Genomic DNA, 18,344 nt, shown 5'->3' with positions numbered 1-18,344 from the left:
TCGGAACTGGACGGAAAACCGACTCACCCCGGCTGAAAAAGGGGGCATGGACCTTCGACAAACGTCTGAGATTCACGTGGGGACGACGTGAAAAATAAGCGGCGTTGAAGCTGGCAAAAAAAGCGGAGGATGCATGCACCCCCGCTTCTCGTTTACGTCGTATATTCCTGTTGATCGGTCCGAAGCACTTCGCGAAGTTTCCCCAGCGCTCTCCGCTGCAGCCTGGAGACGTGCATCTGGGACATCCCTAAAACTTCTCCCGCCTGCTTCTGGCTCAAATTTTGATAAAAAGTAAGATGTATGATTTCTTTTTCCCGGTTGTCGAGTACATGAAGCGCGCGGTCAAGCAGCATGTGCTGATCGATTCGCTCATAACCGCTGTCTTCGGAACCAATCAAATCAAACAGAGTAATGGTATTGCCGTCGCTGTCGGCCTCCAGCTCGCTGTCCATGGATAGGGAGTGATAGCTTCGCCCCATCTCCAGCGTTTCCAGAACCTCCTCCTCGCTGACCCCCAAATGCCCTGAAATATCGGCAATCTGCGGGGAGCGTTGGAGTTTGATGGTCAGCTCGTCCACGACCCGCTTGATTTTTGGGCTAAGCTCCTTGACCCTGCGGGGAACGTGGACACTCCAGGTCTTGTCCCGTATGAATCGTTTCATTTCTCCGACAATCGTCGGGACAGCAAAGCTTTCAAAGGAACGTCCAAACGCGGGATCAAACCGCCTGAGCGACGCCAGCAGTCCGATCATCCCTACCTGAACCAGATCTTCGTAAGGGATTTGTCCCCGAACGAATTTCTTGGCAAGCGACTCTACCAAAGACGAATAGGCTACCACCAATTCACTCTGAAGGACACTGTCTCTCGTCTCGCGATATTCATTCACCAGCCGGACCAATTCATCTCGGCTATGCTTCTGTTTCCGAGATTGCCCGGTCATCGTAAGACACCTCATCCCGTCGCAGATACTTGGTCATCGTAACTGCCACTCCGTCATAACTGCTGACTTGCACTTCGTCCATCACGGAATGAATCAGATATAGTCCCAAGCCTCCTTCCTTCACTTCGTCAATATCTACATCCGGACGGATCGGAGCTAATGTTTCCCGCCCTTTCTCTAGTGCGAGGCCCTTTCCTTTATCCTGCACTTCCACGACAAGCCGATCAGGAAGGAGCCAACATGAAACGCGGAGCTGGTCATTTCCTTGCGGGGAATCGTAGGCATGCTCGACTGCATTGGTGCACGCTTCTGCCACCGCCAGCTTGATGTCTTCGATATCTTCATAAGCGAATCCCATCCGGTTGGCAATCCCTGAAACAGTCAAGCGGGCAATGCTGACGTATTCCACTCGGGCTGGCAGTGTCAATGTAATCACATCCGCCTCCGGTTTCTGACCCATTATTCGCTCTCTCCTTTGTGAAGTACCATTCTTTCATACAAGCCGGTTATACGAAAAATTCGTTCCACACGAGGCGACAAATTTTGCACGGCAAGCTCACAGCCTGACAGCTTACAGGCTTTCATTGCAGCAACAAATGTACCGATACCCGTGCTGTCGATATACTCCACCGCACAGAGATCAACGTCGACCCGTTTCACCTCTGGGCGATTCACCAGACTGAGCAATCGTTCCCTCAGCTTCGATACGGTATACGCATCGATCTCCCCTTCCACATACAAAAGGTGTTGGCCGTCTTGGCTGTTCTCCCTGATCCTAAGCTCCATTCTGTTTCTCCTCCCTTGCTTGCCTTACGTTCTTCGCAGCACAATCATGGTGTAGTCATCCGGCAGTTCAAATTGAGAGAGAAGCAACAGTCTGCGGTACAGGTGGTTTGCCATCTCCTGTGCAGACGCACTCGTTTCCTCCTCAAGGAACGAAACGAGCTCTTCTCTTTGTATGTAATATCGGCCAATCTTTCTTTCTGTTACACCATCTGTCAGAAGGATCAGAAAATCTCCGGGCTCCAAATAGATTTCACGTTCCTCGTATTCGCTTCCTGCCGCAATCCCTAACGCCGTTCCTTGACCCTCCAGATCGAAGAAGCGGTTTTCCCGCGCCCGGTATAAAAACCCTGGCTCTTGCCCCGCCGTAGCGTAGCGAAACGCGTGCCGATCCGTATTGTAGCGGCCAAATTGCATGGTCACAAACATGCACGGATCAATATTCCGCTCCACTACACTGTTAAGATGCCTAAGCATGTTGCCGGGAGCCAGCTTCATCTCCCCGAGGCTGTCCATGGCGTATCTGAGCATCGACATGCACATCGCCGCGGGGATGCCCTTTCCGGTAATATCGGCGATGGCGACAGTGAACTCATTCCCGCTTTCACAGAGAAAATGGTAAAAGTCCCCGCTCATCTCCTTGGCCGGAATGCTGATCATGCCGATATCCACATTCGGGTACTGCGGCAGCGTTTGCGGCAGCAGCGTCTGCTGCATCGCGGAAGCCACGGCGATTTCGGCCTGCAGCTGTTGATGACGGCTTCGCCAGCTGTCAAAGGAGCGGTAGGCATTTCCGTATTCAATCATTATTTCCGTGAGAATTTGAAAGGAGTCCTTGACGAACTCCGGTACGTCCCCTAGCTGCTCCAGTACATTGGCGTGCATGTCTGTTACTTCCTCGGGGGAAATGTTCCGGGAGAGCAGCCACTTCCCCAGCTGTTGCGCCAGGTAAAGCTGGTCTTCTCGCTTGCCTTCCAGATAATCATGCACGATACGCGTGTATATATCCTCATTTTCCTGACTCATGAACAGGTGTCATCTCCCCTCGTCCCTTACAGCCATTTAATGACGACAACCTGTGTTCCTTCACCCGGACTGCTTTCCAGAGTAAACTCGTCCATCATTCGTTTCACGCCCGGCAATCCCGCTCCAAGCGCTCCGGATGTAGAGTACCCGTCCTCGAGCGCTTTCCGGACGTCTTCAATGCCAGGCCCCAAGTCCGTTGCGGTTATCCTAAGACCGACACGTTCAGCCTCTTTCTGAGGCTCTACCGATACGTTTCCGTAACCGGCATAAAGGAAAATATTCCGTGCCAGCTCGGAAATCGTGGTAGCAATCCGCGATTGCATAATTGTTCCAAATCCCAGGTCTTTCGACAAGTTTCTCCCTATTTGTCTAGCTGTGACTATATCTGCCTCTGAAGATATCGTTATATTATATGAATGAAGCCCTGTCACAACAAGAAACTCCTTCCATCGACGAGCTTTTCAGCAGTCGGTTAAACATGCAAAACGTGTCACTTTTTGTCTTTTTTCCTGTACACCATTCGATGCCAGGACGTGAAATCCCTGCAAACGACAGCAAAAAAACCACTGGCTAACCAAGTGGCTTTTCTCTCCTGCTGGTAATATTACCATTCCTTATTTAAAAGTCAATGATTCCCAGACTAATTTGCAGCGATTCATTGACTCGATCCATCATCTCGTCGTCCAGATGAGTGATCTTATCGGTCAGTCTTTGCTTGTCAATGGTTCTAATCTGTTCTAACAAGATGACGGAGTCACGATCAAATCCATACATTTTTGCGTCAATCTCTACATGCGTCGGCAGCTTTGCCTTCTGAATCTGCGCTGTGATGGCAGCGACGATGACCGTCGGACTAAATCGATTGCCAATGTCGTTTTGGATGACTAATACGGGTCGTACGCCTCCCTGCTCGGAGCCGACGACCGGTGACAGGTCAGCGAAAAATACATCGCCCCGTTTGACAATCACATGTCACACCCCGCTAACTAAGCGGACAAGAGTATGGTCAGCCTCTTCTTCAGCGCCGAATGCCTCCGATGCCATTTTCAAGTTGATTTTCGCCATTTCCATGTACCCTTTTTGCATGGTTTCGCGAATGACGCGCTTTTTGCGCTCCTTCAAGTACAGGTGCATCGCTTGGCGAATAAACTCGCTGCGATTGGATTTTTCTTTTTGTATTACGCCGTCCACTTCTTGAAGCAAGTGTTGTGGCAGGCTGATCATGATGCGTTTCGTGTTTGACTTGGACAAGACAAATCCACCTCCAACCATGACCGTAACATCCGCAGTCCTTGTTACCGCATTCCAGTATGGGTCACTACCATTATGTCGAACCATTTGCAAAAATATACCTGTCCGGCCGCTTCGGGTCAAAACCCAAATTTGCGCTTTACTAGTATTCGTGCTTTGCTCCGAAATTCCTGCCTGCTTTCTTCTGCTAGTTATTTACACTTTGAGCAGGCGCATGCGTCATCGTCAACGGATGGAACACTCCTGAGACCCTCCCGTCTTTTCGGTAGACGCGGGGAATCCGGTAATTCAGCATGCACGGAATCTCATAATTGATTGTACCCACCAGCTCGGCTACTTCGTCCAATGAAATTTCTTCCGATCCCTGGCGGCCGTAAAGCACCACCTCGTCACCTACCTTGGCGGAAGTTCCGCCAACCCTTACCATGATCTGGTCCATGCACACGCGACCGACAACGGGTGATCGGCTCCCGTCATGCAGAACAAATCCGCGATTGGACAGCGATCGGGAAAAGCCATCCGCATAACCGATGGGCAGTGTGGCGATCGTCTCGCCCGGCTTCGCGGTGTAGGTAGCTCCGTAGCTTACCGTCATGGCTTCCGCGGCCGTTTTCAGATGAGCAATACGGGTTTTCAAGGACAGCGCGGGCACCAGCGGCACCTGTGCACGATGCTTTAAAAACGGAGAAGGATATAACCCGTATAAACCTATGCCCAAACGGATCGTATCATACCCCCATTCGGGAAAGACAATCGCCGCGGCCGTGTTGCAGCAATGGACCCGCGGAACCTTTTTCCCCGCCTCGCGCAAGGCAGTGAGCAGCGCCTGGAAGTGCTCGTGCTGGCGTTTGACATGGGTTGTATCCTCTTCATCCGCGCAGGCGAAGTGGGTAAAGATTCCCGTCCAGTCGAGAAACGGACTTTGCTCCAAAGCCCTTGCGACCGTGAGAAGCTCCTCTGCTGTGCGAACGCCGAGCCTTCCCATTCCGGTATCCGTTTTGATGTGAATGCCGATCGGCCTTGCACCAGCTTGCTCAAGCCGCTGATTCGCCCGAATGATCCAGTCCGCGTGGTAAGCAGTCAGCTCAATCCCGAGCCTGCTGGCAGTTTCGACAGAATCCACCGGGGTAAAGCCGAGTACAAGAACAGGAGCGGTAATGCCCGCCTCCCGCAACACGACTGCCTCGTCAAGCATGGCTACGGCCAGTGAATCGGCACCGCTCCGAAGCGCCTCCTGGCCCACATGCACGGCCCCGTGCCCGTATCCATCCGCTTTGACGACGGCCATGATCCCGGTTTTTTCGGGTATATGCCGGCGAAAGCTTGCCACATTGGCCGAAATGGCATCCAGATCTACCTCTACCCACGTGTCGCGACAAAACGGTTTCATGTGCTATCTCCTCTTTTTGCCCTTTTGGTATAGATACAAGCGTTCATTTAAATGATTGAGAAATTGCCTGGAAACCATCAGCGACTGGCGTTTTCCGCCCACCCTGTACAGGTGGCGCCCTTCAAAGACCGGCTCCACCTCGGACAGCGGATAACTGGTTTCCTGTCCGCCCATGCTGATGATCAGATGGGTCTTCGTCAGCGTATACGAGGGACGCAGCATAAACTTGTACAAGAACGGGGCCAGGCCAACTACCGCGATCGCGATAGCAAAGGCAAATATCTTGAATGCGTCTGTCCTGGAGTCAAAGAACTGCGACAACAGGAGCATTCCGATGACAAAGGCCAACGTTTCCATCAGCCGCATTTTCATGCTTTTCCGCAAAAGAAGGTCTTTATACCCCGATTCCTCTTGATACAAAATGTCGTTCGACTGTTTCTTCATGAATACCACTTCACCTCGTAGCATAGTTACTCTGACTTTATCTCTTTTGGACGGAACGTGTCAATTCGTTGGGCACAAATGTATCTTTTTTTTCATATAATCGAAACACTTTTTGATTGGCAGGTGTGCGATGCAAGCTTTGGCGAAGACGTCGAAACAGGAACTAGTCCGCTCCGACACTCCGACGAAAAGTCTTTTTGCCGAAGCGATCCAAGGTAATATTCGAAAAAAACACGCCTGATCCTGCTTGGGACCTGGCGTGTTTTTGGTGAACGCATTTCGTTTTTGGTTCGCCCTTATTTCCCGCCCAACCCGTACGTGGATTGAGCTACCTGAACCATTTCTTCCTCGGGAAGGTCGCCTGTCAACGTAAACTCGACGCCATCCAGCTCCCAAGTCAGATAACGCTGATTATCTGCCGTTTGCGTCAGCACTCCGATCGTAAATCCAAGGTCGACAGGCATTCCTTGTTCATACGAAACCGTCGCCTCCGTCGGACGGGACTCGATTAGCTTGTAGTTATACGCTCCCTTGTACTGAAGGACGATTGTCTTTTGGCCGTTCCGGGTAACCGGCTCAATATCGCCCTGTTTCACACCTTCAGGCATGTAGGTGGGAACGATGACCCCGAACTGGCTGTTCGGCTGCTTGTTCGGCTGAGCGCCCTGAGCCATCGTCGGGATAACAGACATCGAACTGGATGTCATGTTGCGATCCTTGTCAAAGGAATCCTTATCGAATGTCGGATTAAACACAAATTCCGTAAAGTTGATTTTGACCAGCGTATCCATATTGGAATCCATGATTTCCGCCCGCTTTGGTTTCAAATCTTCCGTGAGCCATATTTTTTGTTTGGTGAGCGAGCGATTTCCGCTGTAATTCGCTTTTACTTCAAACACGTATTCCTTGTTGTCCATGTTCATCTTTCGTTCAGCATCGTCGATAATGCTGCGGGCGAGCGTTTCGTACAAATACAGCGGCCCGTTGTTTTCCGGCCATCCGCTCTGGAAGCGGAAGCTTTTATTCAAATGGGGGGTTAGCACAAACACACCTTCGTTGTTTCGCAGGATAATCTGTGTGATTCCCCGCTGCTTTGAGGTGAGGGCTACCCGGTAGTTGGTCGGCTTTTCATACCAGACCTGAACATCGTACTCCATGGGTGTAGAGCTTGTTTGCATGGTCAATACTGCCTGTGATTTGTAGCCCGCCATTTTGTCCAGCGTACTGCCCAGATCTTCGACAATGTCCTCCGGTGTCTTTTGACCGAAGCAGCCGCCGAGCAGCAAAGAAAAAACCAACAAGAGCGCCAATGGAAGTGCTGCCCGTTTCATTCAAAGAACTCCTCCTTGTCTGCATTTTTCGACGAAGAAGGGCTCCCCTGTCTATTTCCTGGGAAATCTGTCATTGATTCATCCAATCAGCGCGCATATCTTGTCTTTCTCTGTTCGTCGCAGGCAAGATCGAGGTGAACTCGCTGATTTTCAGTAAACTCCCCATCCCCGGATAGAGCAGGTAGTCCCTCCTAATCTACGCGATATAAATCTATGTCCAACCTCGTCCCAATATGCAGACAAGTTACAGTTGTTTCTCTCTTTGCCTATTCTTTCGATTCGATGACAACCTGTGCCGCCGCATATTCTTTGCTGTGGGTAATGCTCAGGTGAATGCAAAGCTTCGACGGGTCCTGTCCAATCCTGCTGCATGCCGCATCAGTAATCGTCATTTCCGGTTTTCCCGTTGGCGCCGGAGTGATTTGAATGTCATGCAGACCAACGGCTCCTCCGATTCCGGTCCCCAGCGCTTTCGCTCCCGCTTCTTTGGCTGCGAAACGCCCTGCCACATATTCAGCCAGCCTGCCTTCCGCCTTTCCCGCGAGCAGCTGCTTTTCCGCCTCCGTGAAAATTCGGTCAAGCAGCTGCGGCTGACGCTTTAAAATGGTATGAATGCGATGAATTTCAACAATGTCAATGCCAATGCCCAGTATCATGTCTGCCATTTCTCCTCGTCTTATTTTGCAGTCAACATATCACTTGCGAGCTATCATTGGCAAGCGCATAAAGAAACACCCCCGCAATCTGCGCGGGGGATGGCGTTTTACGTTTGTTATTCAGTCGGCTGTTGCGCTCTTTGAGCAGCATTCGCAGCAGATTGCTGGTTTTGGCGGCGAACTTCCGACACGTTGGTTTCGCTTGCAAACTCAGTTGTTGTGTTAGCGGCGGTTTGGTTGCGCAACGCTTGGTTCATACCTGCTTGCTTGTTTTGTTTCGGCATGGTCTTTTCACCTCCTCGACGTCACTGAATATAATGTGTGCCGAGCGGCGTTCCCGTATCCGCTCCTGTTTTTTCCTAGCTTGGACAACAGATTCCGGAGCACAATGCCAGTCGCCAATAAAACGGCTTTGGATATCCTAATATAACGAAGAGGCAGGAAGAACAGCTGTCAGCCGCGAATATGTTAGCTTACGTGTGAATGAGAGGAGCAGTCTGATTATGGCTCAAACCGTTATTGTTTATACACAAAAAACGTGCGGTCCCTGCCAGGAGGAAAAAATGTGGCTGACACACCACAACGTTTCCTTTGAGGATCGCGACATCCGTGAAAATGACGCCTTTTTTCAAGAAGCGATTGCACTCGGGGCCAGCATGACACCGGTTACTCTGATCGAAAAGGACGGCGGCGGCCGAATCGTCATCCACGGATTTGACAAGGAGCAATTAAAAAAAGCGTTGGATCTTACCTGATCCAACGCTTTTTTCCTATTCGTTAACCTAGCGAATGAGCTGCTGTGGCCTTTTTGTCTTTTACTACTGGCGACATATCCGGCAAATGCTCCAAAATTTGCCGAATGGCGGGTGAACACTCCGTGTTAAGGGAATAAAACACCCAAGGTCCCTTGCGTTTTTCCTTGACCAACCCGTGTGTTTTCAGTTTGGCTAAGTGTTGAGAGACAGATGGTTGGGACGTTTGCAGAATCTCCACGAGATCTCGTACACAAAAGGACTGTACCTGCAAGAGAGCCATGATCGTCAAGCGTGTTTTGTCGCCGAGCAGCTTATAAATCTCAGACAAATACAACACCTGCATCAAATCTGTGTCCATAAAAACCCACCCTTTGCCTTGCGTATCTGTTTATCAGTATACTACACGGACATAAGGCAGGGAAGATATGATGTCGACAGATCGGTGAACGCTTGTCCATTTTCCGATTACTTTTCCCTTCCCTGTGTTCTGGCCAAAGTCTTAAAATCAGCGCCATTCTCGCGTTTGTCCGCTCGCTTTACCTCGGCGAAGCGGAAGCAGACTCTTTTTCAAGCGGCTTTCGATGTTTTTTCCATTCGTCCGGATAAGCCGGCGGAAGAGGTTCTGCGTATTTCTTCCATTCCCCGGGTATAGCATTGGGGAGCAGATGGGACTCTTTACTCTGGGTTTCGGGCTTGACTGCGCTTGAGTGACGAGCGTTGTCTATGAACTACGACGCCAAATGACTGGATTTCGTTTCCATCTGTTCGCCGAACATTCGCAATGTGCAGTACAAGCCGGTCCATGTAATAAACAGAGTCGGCACAGTCAGAACGATACCCGTACGAAAATACTGCCCCCACGTAATCAACAGCACAGCCAAAATCCGCCAGGGCCTTCTCGTGAAAAGCGATTATCCGTATCTCACGAAGTATACTTTCCCTGTCTTAAGAATAATAGATAGGAACCGGCCAAAGAAATTATGAAAGCGACGAATAATAGAGCGATCGCCGCGAAAGAAGGAACGGGAAGCGGTGTGAACAATTGAAATCTCCCTTTGAAATCAAATAGTTCATGAGCGATCACGGCTATTAAATTTCGGATATCGTATGCTCCGAGAACAGGAACGATCAAATCGTATACGAAAAATATAATCATCGGTACGGCAAACCCTCTGAATAACAAGCCAAGAATAAATCCAATGGTAGCGAAAAGAAAGCTCGCTCCGATACTGAGTAGAAACTGTGGCACTACATTTTTAGCGGGCGGCAATTCGGCATGGCTGAACTGTTCGACGGGAATGTGCTCAACCACCTGTTGATAAAACCAAAAGCTCGCTGCATATGATACTGCAAGCGTGCAAAGGATGATGAATAATCCGGACAAATATAATGAAAGTAGTTTTGCGGTTAACAGCTTATCCCATCTGGTTCGCACAATCTTGGCTTTAATGGTCCGATATTTATAATCATAAGCGGATATATATATGCCGTATAAGGCAAAAATCAGAGGAAAAAAAATAAAACTCATCCACTCCAGCGTTTGTGTCATGATGTTTTCGCTCTTCAATAATCGGAGCGCCGAGGCAGTTTCCTCGTAATTATATCTTATAGGATTATCGATCATTTCCAGATGTCCCGTTTTGTCAACGCTTAAAGGGGCTTTCAGCATTTCTTCCACGTCCATGCCTTGTTGTTCATACCCAGCGTATGTTTTTAGATACAGCGTATAGGAACTATCGGCCTTTTTCATCAGTCCGTACAAATTTACAATCGAAAGGGCAATACTAATGATCAGCACAACAGTTAAGACGTGAGAGTAGACTTGATATTTTAGTTCCGTCGATACGCTATTGAATATAGAGTTTGTATTCTTCAACCAGATCACCCCCTCTTTGCTGGAAATCCTTGAATGTAATAACGGAGCCGTTATTTACAACGATCAAATCATCGATAATACTCGAGTAAAACTCAAATTGATGCCCAATCGCTACGATGGTCATTTCGGTCTCGTTCTCTTGAAGAATACGCTTTACATCAAGCAAAGACTCGTAGTCCAAGCCGTTGGAGACTTCATCCAGAAATAAATAGCGGGGGTTTGAAAGAAAAGCTATCAGCAAACTCAGTTTTTTGATTTGCCCAAACGAATAGGTTTTTACTTTTTTCCGCAATACATCCGGCTGTAGCCGGGTTACATTTGTTTCCTCAATTTCTTTGTTGGAAAGCTTCTTGTTCAATAGGAGCTCTATATTTTGATACCCCGTTAAATGTTTGTAAAGAGGTGGGTTGTCGTAAATTACAGAAATATCCTCCCTGACAGAATCTAGAGATTGGTTTTCGTAGGTTATTTCCCCTTCATATCGTTCCAAATCCAGCAAGCATTTGAGCAACGTTGTTTTGCCTGAACCGTTTCGTCCGGCTATAAATGTAAATTTCCCTTTTTGTATGGTAAAGCTAACGTTATTCAATACGGTGTTCTTGCTATACTTTTTCGTTACATTTTTCACTTCAATCACCTAGAATTCACCTCGCAGTATAAAGCATCGGCCAATCTAAACCATTGGCCGATGCTTTACAGCCTAATTATCTTCTACCAATTGTCGTAAGACCCGTCGTGGTTTACTCGGATATAATCCGAAAAATCGGTTTCGTATATTTCGACATCTCCCCACGGTGTAACGATACCGGCACCGATTGAAGTTTTGGATAAATAGACATGACTGGTATCGGAAGACATCACATTTTGTTTTGTTATACCTTTTTCCTTAACAATATTGGGGAAGACCCACCCCGATGCCTGACTTGCCTCACTTTTTGTTATCTTTTTTCCATTCGACTCCCAATTAACGATGGCATCAGACCACGCCAGAAAACTTCCCCTTGTAACCTTGAGCTGCCAAGCGCCGCCCGATGTGCTGCTGATACCCTTTGTACTCGTTCCGGATGCGGTGACTTTTACTTCGTTTGCTGCTTTCATAACCGCATTTTGTTCAGGAGTAAGCTCATGTGCCGATGCTGAAGCACCAAGAGCAAATGTCAGGACTAATGCTGCAGAAGTAGCCTTTGTAACCATTTTCTTCATAAACATACCAGTCTACCTCCTAAAAATGATAATTGATTCAAGTTTAAAAACGCCATTGTTCTTTTTACGGCTCTCTTTTAACGGGCTTTTCCTCTCCTCCTTTTTCATGAAGTCCCGTTTTCCCTATATTCCTTTATTGCTAAGACATTAACGGGCTGTTTCTTTTGTTATTCTTGCTGTCTATCTATATAACGACGGGGACATCCAGAATCTGACAGTTGAATTTTAAATTTTTTTACGAAAGCATTATGAATTAACTTGTTGTTTCGCACCATTATTGCTTCAATGCATAGTTAGAAACTTTTACATGATTATCCATTCTAACTATCTCTGCCATCTACTTTCATGGTATAATTCCAAATAATTCCTCCAAGTGCCTTATCAGAATGAATCTCTCTTTAAAATTGGTAGTTTTACAATTATTCAAAAGGAAAAAGATCAAATTTTTAACCGCATATTTAAAGAAAATATGACAGGAGTATGGTGCTGGAGGTACATATGGATCAATGGATCTCTTTTTTACGCAACAATTTCCATCACCTGGATCACTCATCTCAAGAATTGATTTACCATTCTTACCGGGAACTGATCTACCACGATATTTATTTCTTGTTCAGGGATCATGCATTAGCAGAGGATGTCGTACAGGAGTCTTTTTTGAAAGTGGTTGAAAAAGCACCGAAATTGGGAAATACCGCGAATATGAAAGCCTGGGTCAAGAAAGTGGCCCGAAATACCGCATTTGACTATATGAAAAAAAATAAAAAATATCGTCATGTTTCCGACCTGCAATCCGTTAAAGAAAATGAATTCCTTTCCTTAACCGAAGAATTGGCTGTGGCCGATCAAGTGGAACAACAAGTTCGTAACGAAATGCTTCATGAAGCGCTCAATCAGTTGAATATGAAATACCGAAGTGTACTATTTCTATTTTATGTCGAGGAAAAATCATATAAGGAAATCGCAGAAGAATTGCAAGTATCAGAGCAAGCCTTGGCCCAACTACTAAGAAGGGCACGTCAGAAATTATTTGACCACTTCTCAAGAAAATGGGTTGATCGGAATGAATCGTTTTAACCAAGATGATCACAAGCTGAAAGAAATGTTAAAGCGCGACCATGCCAGTGTAGAAATCCCTGATGGAAAGGAATCCTGGCAGCAAGTACAGGCTAGACTTCAAAAAATCAAGCGCCGTAAAATGTGGCTACAACGAGTGAAAATAAGCACCGCTGTTATTGTCTGTTCTTTAGTCACTAGCTTCTTTTTGAGCAACAGTTTTTCTACAGGCTATGCCAAATTTGCCACATTACTCAAAAAGATTCAGGGGGATATCATTCAAATCTTCCATGAAGGCCCAGATCAGGATTCTACACAAGCGAAAACTCTGTCTCCGGAAGAAGTACTGCCTACTGATAACAGCCCAGGAAGCAGCTTAGCTCCCGAGCAGACTGGCTTGGAGGATGCAAAAAATAAAATCGCCTTTTCCCTGTTGGTTCCTTCCTATATACCTGAAACATTTACGTTAGATGCTGTATTCATCACAAAGGAAGCGAACGGAACGTACAATGATGCCTACTTTGAATACCTCAATGAACATGGAGAGTTATTAAAAATCGGCCAACGGAAAATCGAAGCGAAAACGGGGGCAATTAAAACCGAAATTAATGGCGATTCAGGGGAATTGTTTGACGTTCTTGTAGGAGAACACCCGGCGATATTATTCGTAGATCGCAATGGCAGCGTAGTGAGCTTGGAATGGCTGACGAAAGACCGAATTAAAGTCTTTTTATCTGGACCGGTCACCAAAGAGGACATGATAAAGATCGGAACCTCATTAGAATAAAAGCGGATAAGGGGATCTCCCCCATCCGCTTTTTCTTGTTATTCCGGAATTAGAAGAGAAGACGAATACCGTGTGCCTTCTTCCCTTATACTGCCATATGAAATCCAATGGGTCGATTTCACACGATAATAGTAGCCGCTCGAAACTGACAAATTGTTGATAGTCTTATTATTGCGCGAAGAATCGCTCATTTCCGATTTGTCCCCTGTGTATACGTCAATCCACTCACTTCCCGTCCAACGCTGTAACACCAACTGTATCCCAGCTTTATCAACTCTACGGGTGGCAATGGTTTCCCCCCAAATACTTGCCTTGCCCTTTCCACTATAACTTATGTACGCAGCGCCTTTTTCCAGATAATCAAAATCAGGATCAAACTGAGTAAATGGAGTTAGTATTTCTGGTGGTGGCGGTGTTTGAGCTGCCAAAGCTTGTCCAGGAATAACCAGGGCAATCACAAGCAAAGCCATCATTGCGATTTTTACAGCTAACTGTCTCAAAATGGTTTCCCCCTTAAAATTTGGTCTATATATTAAACATCCTATCTACAAGAAAATTGACGGTTTATTTTTTACACTCCCCCCGGCGGCCGGATAACTGATCGACAATCCCCTGGGCTGCCAGATTACGAGGATGAGCGTCGCTGCAAAAAGAACAAGAGCGAACGATCATGTCCGCTCTCCTACGATACTATCACTTCCTTTTTATCCGAAACGCCCTGTGATGTAATCCTCGGTCCTCTTGTCACACGGATTTTGGAAGATGACTGGCGTGGAATCGAATTCAACCAGCTCTCCATTGAGGAAAAAGGCTGTCTTGTCGGAGATGCGCGCTGCCTGCTGCATGTTGTGCGTGACGATGACGATGGTGTAAGTCGTTTTCAGCTCATCCAGCAGCTCCTCAATCTTCGCTGTGGAAATCGGGTCAAGGGCCGAGGTCGGTTCGTCCATCAGCAAAATTTGCGGGTTCACCGCCAGCGCGCGAGCAATGCAGAGGCGCTGCTGCTGGCCTCCGGACAGACCGTAGGCCGGTTTCTTCAAAACATCTTTTACTTCTCCCCACAGGGCCGCTGCCTTCAGGCTGTTCTCCACGATTTCGTCAAGCTTGCTGCGATCCGTAATACCGTGCAGTTTAGGGCCGAAGGCAATGTTTTCGTAAATGCTTTTCGGAAACGGATTTGGCTGCTGAAAGACCATCCCGATATTTTTGCGCAAAATCTCTACGTCGACTCTGGACTCGTAAATGTCTTCACCTACGACCTTTACAGTGCCGTCGATGCGCACGCCCTGAATCATGTCGTTCATCCGGTTCAACGTCCGCAGGAACGTCGATTTTCCGCAGCCGGACGGTCCGATGAAGGCTGTGATGCTGTTCGCTTCAATCCCCATATTGATGTTGTGCAGGGCATGGTGCTGTCCATAATACAGGTTCAGATCGCGTACCTCGATGATGCTCACGGTTGCCAGACCCCTCTCTTTGTAAAAATCGCTCGATTAATAGCGCTTCTGATATTTGTTGCGAAGATAAACCGCGGTCGCGTTCAGCGTAAACAACACGATCAACAGTACGATAATGCCGGCGGCCGCAATGGCGCGAAACTCATCCTGCGGTTTGGATGTCCAGCTGTAAATCTGGATCGGAAGGACCGTGAACTGGTCAAGCGGCGAGCTCGGCACAAAAGCGATGAACGTAACCGCTCCAACTACGATCAATGGCGCTGTCTCCCCGATCGCCCGGGACAGAGCCAGAATAAAGCCGGTTAAAATGCTTGGAAACGCCGCGGGTATCACTACGCCCCGAATCGTCTGCCACTTGGAAGCTCCCAGCGCATACGAGGCGTTCCGCAAATGCTGCGGCACGCTCCTGATCGCCTCCTGGGAAGCGACGACAATGATCGGCAAGACCAATAGAGCCATCGTCAGCGCACCGGAAAGAATCGTGCGGCCAAACAGAAAGCCTTCCACGAACAGGCCAAGACCCAGGATCCCGAACACAATCGATGGCACGCCGGCCAGATTGTTGATATTGACCTGAATCAGGTTGGTCAACCAGCCTTTTTTCGCGTACTCCTCCAAATAAAGCGCGGTCCCGATCCCCAAAATAAACGCGACGGGGGCGGTAATGCCGATAATCCACAAGCTTCCAAACAGGGCAGACAAGATTCCCGCCTTTTCCGGAAACCGGGAAGCAAAGCTGGTGATGAACTGCCAGTCCAGCCAGCCGAGACCATCGGAAAGAATGCGATATAGCAATATGCCCAGGGCCGCCACACCTAACAGCGTAGCCAACAAAAAGACCACGCGGGAGGCCTTGTCATAGATTTTTCGACGAGTCAGATTTCCTGCCGACATCAATACTCCTCCTTGTATCGGCGCGTAATCCATTGCGCGATGATGTTAATGCCCAAAGTAAGAAGGAACAGAGTCATGCCGACAGCGAAAATGGTGCTGTACTCAATCGAGCCGTGCTCGATGTCGCCGCCGCTGACCTGAACGATAAAAGAGGTCATCGTCTGGATGCTTTCCAGCGGATTCAGCGTCAGCTTGGGCGTAGCTCCGGCCGCAATCGTGACGATCATCGTCTCTCCGATCGCGCGGGAACAGGCGAGTACAAATGACGAGATAATCCCCGACAAGCCTGCAGGCACGACAACCTTGGTCGCCACCTCCAGCTTGGTCGCTCCCAGCGCGTAGGCGGCATTCCGAAGCGACCTTGGAACAGCCACCATCGCGTCTTCGCTCAAAGAGGCAACCATGGGGAGAATCATGATACCGACCACGATACTGGCGGAGAGGGCGTTGAACACCCCGGTGTCGGGAAAAATGCTGCGGATCAGCGGTGTGACGAACGTCAAGGCAAAGTAACCGTAAACGATTGTCGGAACACCGGCAAGAACTTCCAGAATTGGCTTAATCGTGCGGCGCACTTTTTCATGCGCGTATTCACTCAGATAAATGGCTGTCATCAGCCCAAACGGCAATGCGACGAGACAAGCCCCCAGCGTAATCAGCAAGGAGCCGGACAACAGGGGCAGGATTCCGAAGTGCTGCGGAATAAACAACGGCGTCCACTTGGTATCTGTTAAGAAGGAAAAGAGCGACACTTCTTTGAAAAAGCTGATCGTTTCGAACAAAAGCACTATAACGATGCCGACTGTGGTCAAAACGGATACAAAGGCGCACGCGATCAAAAACGCGCGGATGCCGAATTCTCTATTTTTCTTCTCGTTTTTGACGACAATCTGGCTTTTTTTCGGGCGTACCTCTTGATTTAGCGTTAATATTTCTTGTCTCCCCAACGTGAACGTCCCCTTTCCTCTCGCGAACAGAGGGAAAAGTGGCGTTACTTGGATCATAACGCCACATTCCTCGATCATCCGCTGTCAGGATTACTGGATCTTGGCAAGCGATTCTTTGTATTTGTCATCGGTCAGCGGCACGTAGAATACCGATTTGACCAATTCCGGAGCGTTTTCCAGATAGAACTTCACAAACTCTTTTACTTCCGGTTTTTCCAGAGACTTTTTGTTTGCGTAGATAAAGATCGGGCGTGCCAGCGGCTTGTAAGTGCCGTCTTTGATCGTGTCAAATGTCGGCGAAATCGCTTTGCCGTCGCCATGATCGATCGGAACGAGCTTCAGCTTGTCTGCGTTTTCTTCAAAGTACGCGTAACCGAAGTAGCCCAGGCTGTTTTTGTCGCCGGCGATTCCTTGCACCAGCACGTTGTCATCTTCGCTTGCGGTGTAGTCCGGACGGCTCTTTTTCGCCTCTCCTACAATCGCCTCTGTGAAGTATTCGAATGTTCCGGAATCAGTACCCGGCCCGTACAGCTTGATTTCCTCGGCAGGCCAGTCTGGGCGAACGTCTTTCCACGTCTTCACCTTGCTGTCCGGCTCCCAAATCTTTTTCAGCTCGTCTACTGTCAGCTTGTCAACGAAGCTGTTTTCCTTGCTGACAACGACGGAGATGCCGTCATAAGCCACCGGAATTTCCACGAAGTCGATTCCTTTTTCCTTCGCTGCCGCCGCTTCCTTTTCTTTGATCGGACGGGAAGCGTTGCTGATGTCTGTTTCACCGGCCGTGAACTTTTTGAAGCCGCCGCCCGTACCCGATACACCAACCGTTACCTGGACTCCGGGATTTGCTTTTTGAAACTCCTCCGCAGCCGCTTCCGTGATCGGGAAAACGGTGGAAGAACCATCTACTTTAACTGTTCCCGACAGATTGCCGGCCGTTTTGCTATCAGCTGCAGGAGTCGTCGCCTCCGTGCCGCCGGACGAACCCGCGGAGCCATTTGCGCTTGGGGCAGAAGTTGCGCCGTTGCTGCCGCATCCAGCGAGAATGGTGCCTGCCAGAGACATTGCCAGCATCAAACTACCGAGTTTTTTCACGATGAAAATCCTCCTTACAATCGGTTTGTTTTCCTCTTTCCACTTACAGATGATACAAGCGGAATGTTGTTCTATTGTTTTGGCTTTGTAAAGCTTTCTTAAAGATTGGCCATTTCGGCGAGTACCTGCTTGAGAAAGTGGGCAAACTGTTACTATATTTTTCGAGGAGTGATTGAAAAAGTGGATAAGCTTGCCTTAATTCTCGTTATTATCGGTGCTCTCAACTGGGGGTTGATCGGCTTGTTCCAGTTTGACCTCGTCGCTACCCTGTTTGGCGGAGAGAATTCGCTTGTCAGCCGAATCGTGTATACACTGGTGGGGCTCGCCGGTCTCTATTCCATCAAGTTTTTGGTAGGGGACCGGGAAAGGGCTTGACGATGGCCTGACTCATGGTTGACACAGATTCAGTGCCTTTCCTTGCCGATTTCCGAGGTGCCTTTACAGAGAGTACAAAA

At 48.5% G+C, this 18,344-nt stretch carries 26 protein-coding genes and 1 pseudogene; 4 read left to right on the top strand and 23 right to left on the bottom strand.

Annotation, left to right across the window (positions count from 1 at the left end):
• Positions 1 to 152: 152 nt before the first annotated feature.
• From sigB to Q3F21_RS23420, 12 genes are all read right to left on the bottom strand, one after another.
• The gene (sigB, locus tag Q3F21_RS23475) at positions 153 to 941 is read right to left on the bottom strand and encodes an RNA polymerase sigma factor SigB (RefSeq protein ID WP_340258430.1); all 789 of its coding nucleotides are present in this window, start codon (positions 939 to 941) and stop codon (positions 153 to 155) included.
• Positions 910 to 1,401, bottom strand: coding sequence for an anti-sigma B factor RsbW (rsbW, locus tag Q3F21_RS23470; RefSeq protein ID WP_340258428.1), 492 nt, complete (start codon positions 1,399 to 1,401; stop codon positions 910 to 912). The genes sigB and rsbW overlap by 32 nt, the downstream gene beginning before the upstream one ends.
• On the bottom strand, positions 1,401 to 1,727 hold the full coding sequence (locus Q3F21_RS23465) for an anti-sigma factor antagonist (RefSeq protein WP_340258426.1): 327 nt from the start codon (positions 1,725 to 1,727) through the stop codon (positions 1,401 to 1,403). The genes rsbW and Q3F21_RS23465 overlap by 1 nt, the downstream gene beginning before the upstream one ends.
• 24 nt (positions 1,728 to 1,751) lie before the next feature.
• A complete protein-coding gene (locus Q3F21_RS23460) occupies positions 1,752 to 2,750 on the bottom strand; it encodes a PP2C family protein-serine/threonine phosphatase (protein ID WP_340258424.1) in 999 nt (332 codons plus the stop codon).
• A 26-nt stretch (positions 2,751 to 2,776) separates the two neighbouring features.
• Positions 2,777 to 3,103, bottom strand: coding sequence for an anti-sigma regulatory factor (locus Q3F21_RS23455; protein ID WP_340258421.1), 327 nt, complete (start codon positions 3,101 to 3,103; stop codon positions 2,777 to 2,779).
• Positions 3,104 to 3,368: 265 nt separating this feature from the next.
• Positions 3,369 to 3,719 (bottom strand): type II toxin-antitoxin system PemK/MazF family toxin, encoded by a 351-nt coding sequence (locus Q3F21_RS23450; RefSeq protein WP_003389786.1) that lies wholly within the window; start codon positions 3,717 to 3,719, stop codon positions 3,369 to 3,371.
• A 3-nt stretch (positions 3,720 to 3,722) separates the two neighbouring features.
• A complete protein-coding gene (locus tag Q3F21_RS23445) occupies positions 3,723 to 4,022 on the bottom strand; it encodes a CopG family ribbon-helix-helix protein (protein ID WP_024985091.1) in 300 nt (99 codons plus the stop codon).
• A 166-nt stretch (positions 4,023 to 4,188) separates the two neighbouring features.
• Entirely contained in the window at positions 4,189 to 5,391 is a 1,203-nt protein-coding gene (alr, locus tag Q3F21_RS23440; RefSeq protein ID WP_340258418.1) for an alanine racemase, read from the bottom strand.
• A 3-nt stretch (positions 5,392 to 5,394) separates the two neighbouring features.
• Positions 5,395 to 5,835, bottom strand: a complete 441-nt coding sequence (locus Q3F21_RS23435; protein WP_340258416.1) for a hypothetical protein — start codon at positions 5,833 to 5,835, stop codon at positions 5,395 to 5,397.
• Positions 5,836 to 6,131: 296 nt separating this feature from the next.
• Complete coding sequence (locus tag Q3F21_RS23430) at positions 6,132 to 7,166, bottom strand: DUF4367 domain-containing protein (protein WP_340258414.1); 1,035 nt, start codon at positions 7,164 to 7,166, stop codon at positions 6,132 to 6,134.
• 266 nt (positions 7,167 to 7,432) lie between these two features.
• Entirely contained in the window at positions 7,433 to 7,822 is a 390-nt protein-coding gene (gene acpS / locus Q3F21_RS23425; RefSeq protein ID WP_340258412.1) for a holo-ACP synthase, read from the bottom strand.
• 116 nt (positions 7,823 to 7,938) lie between these two features.
• The gene (locus tag Q3F21_RS23420; protein WP_340258410.1) at positions 7,939 to 8,106 is read right to left on the bottom strand and encodes a gamma-type small acid-soluble spore protein; all 168 of its coding nucleotides are present in this window, start codon (positions 8,104 to 8,106) and stop codon (positions 7,939 to 7,941) included.
• Between the two features lie 279 nt (positions 8,107 to 8,385).
• Between Q3F21_RS23420 and Q3F21_RS23415 the strand changes: the two genes are divergently transcribed.
• Positions 8,386 to 8,577 carry a glutaredoxin family protein gene (locus tag Q3F21_RS23415; RefSeq protein WP_340258408.1) on the top strand — a complete coding sequence of 64 codons (192 nt, stop codon included), beginning with the start codon at positions 8,386 to 8,388 and terminating at the stop codon, positions 8,575 to 8,577.
• A gap of 22 nt (positions 8,578 to 8,599) precedes the next feature.
• Here Q3F21_RS23415 and Q3F21_RS23410 read toward each other — a convergent pair whose 3' ends face one another.
• The 5 genes from Q3F21_RS23410 to Q3F21_RS23390 form a co-directional block, all read right to left on the bottom strand.
• Complete coding sequence (locus Q3F21_RS23410; protein ID WP_340258406.1) at positions 8,600 to 8,935, bottom strand: metalloregulator ArsR/SmtB family transcription factor; 336 nt, start codon at positions 8,933 to 8,935, stop codon at positions 8,600 to 8,602.
• 370 nt (positions 8,936 to 9,305) lie between these two features.
• Positions 9,306 to 9,452: an ArsB/NhaD family transporter gene (locus tag Q3F21_RS23405; RefSeq protein ID WP_425341296.1), complete on the bottom strand. Its 147-nt coding sequence runs from the start codon at positions 9,450 to 9,452 to the stop codon at positions 9,306 to 9,308.
• Positions 9,453 to 9,499: 47 nt separating this feature from the next.
• Entirely contained in the window at positions 9,500 to 10,453 is a 954-nt protein-coding gene (locus Q3F21_RS23400) for a hypothetical protein (protein ID WP_340258404.1), read from the bottom strand.
• On the bottom strand, positions 10,425 to 11,090 hold the full coding sequence (locus tag Q3F21_RS23395; protein ID WP_340258402.1) for an ATP-binding cassette domain-containing protein: 666 nt from the start codon (positions 11,088 to 11,090) through the stop codon (positions 10,425 to 10,427). The genes Q3F21_RS23400 and Q3F21_RS23395 overlap by 29 nt, the downstream gene beginning before the upstream one ends.
• A 74-nt stretch (positions 11,091 to 11,164) precedes the next feature.
• Entirely contained in the window at positions 11,165 to 11,662 is a 498-nt protein-coding gene (locus Q3F21_RS23390) for a hypothetical protein (RefSeq protein WP_340258400.1), read from the bottom strand.
• A 492-nt stretch (positions 11,663 to 12,154) separates the two neighbouring features.
• Between Q3F21_RS23390 and Q3F21_RS23385 the strand changes: the two genes are divergently transcribed.
• Together Q3F21_RS23385 and Q3F21_RS23380 are read left to right on the top strand one after the other, a co-directional pair.
• On the top strand, positions 12,155 to 12,733 hold the full coding sequence (locus tag Q3F21_RS23385) for an RNA polymerase sigma factor (RefSeq protein WP_340258398.1): 579 nt from the start codon (positions 12,155 to 12,157) through the stop codon (positions 12,731 to 12,733).
• Complete coding sequence (locus Q3F21_RS23380) at positions 12,720 to 13,499, top strand: DUF4367 domain-containing protein (protein WP_340258396.1); 780 nt, start codon at positions 12,720 to 12,722, stop codon at positions 13,497 to 13,499. Before Q3F21_RS23385 ends, Q3F21_RS23380 begins: the two co-directional genes overlap by 14 nt.
• A gap of 38 nt (positions 13,500 to 13,537) precedes the next feature.
• On the opposite strand, the gene Q3F21_RS23375 is transcribed toward Q3F21_RS23380, so the two are convergent.
• The 6 genes and pseudogenes from Q3F21_RS23375 to Q3F21_RS23350 all read right to left on the bottom strand — a co-directional run bounded on the left by Q3F21_RS23375 (position 13,538) and on the right by Q3F21_RS23350 (position 17,889).
• The gene (locus tag Q3F21_RS23375) at positions 13,538 to 13,999 is read right to left on the bottom strand and encodes a hypothetical protein (protein WP_340258394.1); all 462 of its coding nucleotides are present in this window, start codon (positions 13,997 to 13,999) and stop codon (positions 13,538 to 13,540) included.
• Positions 14,000 to 14,071: 72 nt separating this feature from the next.
• Positions 14,072 to 14,152, bottom strand: a pseudogene (locus tag Q3F21_RS23370) (ArsB/NhaD family transporter); the annotation flags it as partial.
• Between the two features lie 51 nt (positions 14,153 to 14,203).
• Positions 14,204 to 14,956, bottom strand: a complete 753-nt coding sequence (pstB, locus tag Q3F21_RS23365; protein ID WP_340258392.1) for a phosphate ABC transporter ATP-binding protein PstB — start codon at positions 14,954 to 14,956, stop codon at positions 14,204 to 14,206.
• 36 nt (positions 14,957 to 14,992) lie between these two features.
• The gene (pstA, locus tag Q3F21_RS23360) at positions 14,993 to 15,850 is read right to left on the bottom strand and encodes a phosphate ABC transporter permease PstA (RefSeq protein ID WP_340258390.1); all 858 of its coding nucleotides are present in this window, start codon (positions 15,848 to 15,850) and stop codon (positions 14,993 to 14,995) included.
• Complete coding sequence (pstC, locus tag Q3F21_RS23355; protein ID WP_340258388.1) at positions 15,850 to 16,797, bottom strand: phosphate ABC transporter permease subunit PstC; 948 nt, start codon at positions 16,795 to 16,797, stop codon at positions 15,850 to 15,852. Before pstC ends, pstA begins: the two co-directional genes overlap by 1 nt.
• Before the next feature lie 90 nt (positions 16,798 to 16,887).
• Complete coding sequence (locus Q3F21_RS23350) at positions 16,888 to 17,889, bottom strand: phosphate ABC transporter substrate-binding protein PstS family protein (RefSeq protein ID WP_340258386.1); 1,002 nt, start codon at positions 17,887 to 17,889, stop codon at positions 16,888 to 16,890.
• A 180-nt stretch (positions 17,890 to 18,069) separates the two neighbouring features.
• Here Q3F21_RS23350 and Q3F21_RS23345 point away from each other — a divergent pair, with 180 nt between their 5' ends.
• Positions 18,070 to 18,264: a DUF378 domain-containing protein gene (locus tag Q3F21_RS23345; RefSeq protein WP_340258384.1), complete on the top strand. Its 195-nt coding sequence runs from the start codon at positions 18,070 to 18,072 to the stop codon at positions 18,262 to 18,264.
• The last annotated feature ends 80 nt before the right edge of the window (positions 18,265 to 18,344 follow it).

Origin of the sequence: Brevibacillus borstelensis, from assembly GCF_037834415.1 — a bacterium.
GTDB lineage: Bacteria > Bacillota > Bacilli > Brevibacillales > Brevibacillaceae > Brevibacillus > Brevibacillus borstelensis_A.
Note: the sequence above shows the minus strand (reverse complement) of the source record. Positions and strands in the feature narration are given on the sequence as shown.

Excerpts from the sequence above, each read along its gene's own strand:
- sigB (WP_340258430.1), bottom strand. The coding sequence starts at position 941 with ATGACCGGGCAATCTCGGAAACAGAAGCATAGCCGAGATGAATTGGTC.
- rsbW (WP_340258428.1), bottom strand. The coding sequence starts at position 1,401 with ATGGGTCAGAAACCGGAGGCGGATGTGATTACATTGACACTGCCAGCC.
- Q3F21_RS23465 (WP_340258426.1), bottom strand. The coding sequence starts at position 1,727 with ATGGAGCTTAGGATCAGGGAGAACAGCCAAGACGGCCAACACCTTTTG.
- Q3F21_RS23460 (WP_340258424.1), bottom strand. The coding sequence starts at position 2,750 with ATGAGTCAGGAAAATGAGGATATATACACGCGTATCGTGCATGATTAT.
- Q3F21_RS23445 (WP_024985091.1), bottom strand. The coding sequence starts at position 4,022 with ATGGTTGGAGGTGGATTTGTCTTGTCCAAGTCAAACACGAAACGCATC.
- alr (WP_340258418.1), bottom strand. The coding sequence starts at position 5,391 with ATGAAACCGTTTTGTCGCGACACGTGGGTAGAGGTAGATCTGGATGCC.
- Q3F21_RS23435 (WP_340258416.1), bottom strand. The coding sequence starts at position 5,835 with ATGAAGAAACAGTCGAACGACATTTTGTATCAAGAGGAATCGGGGTAT.
- Q3F21_RS23430 (WP_340258414.1), bottom strand. The coding sequence starts at position 7,166 with ATGAAACGGGCAGCACTTCCATTGGCGCTCTTGTTGGTTTTTTCTTTG.
- acpS (WP_340258412.1), bottom strand. The coding sequence starts at position 7,822 with ATGATACTGGGCATTGGCATTGACATTGTTGAAATTCATCGCATTCAT.
- Q3F21_RS23420 (WP_340258410.1), bottom strand. The coding sequence starts at position 8,106 with ATGCCGAAACAAAACAAGCAAGCAGGTATGAACCAAGCGTTGCGCAAC.
- Q3F21_RS23415 (WP_340258408.1), top strand. The coding sequence starts at position 8,386 with ATGTGGCTGACACACCACAACGTTTCCTTTGAGGATCGCGACATCCGT.
- Q3F21_RS23410 (WP_340258406.1), bottom strand. The coding sequence starts at position 8,935 with ATGGACACAGATTTGATGCAGGTGTTGTATTTGTCTGAGATTTATAAG.
- Q3F21_RS23390 (WP_340258400.1), bottom strand. The coding sequence starts at position 11,662 with ATGTTTATGAAGAAAATGGTTACAAAGGCTACTTCTGCAGCATTAGTC.
- Q3F21_RS23385 (WP_340258398.1), top strand. The coding sequence starts at position 12,155 with ATGGATCAATGGATCTCTTTTTTACGCAACAATTTCCATCACCTGGAT.
- Q3F21_RS23380 (WP_340258396.1), top strand. The coding sequence starts at position 12,720 with ATGAATCGTTTTAACCAAGATGATCACAAGCTGAAAGAAATGTTAAAG.
- pstA (WP_340258390.1), bottom strand. The coding sequence starts at position 15,850 with ATGTCGGCAGGAAATCTGACTCGTCGAAAAATCTATGACAAGGCCTCC.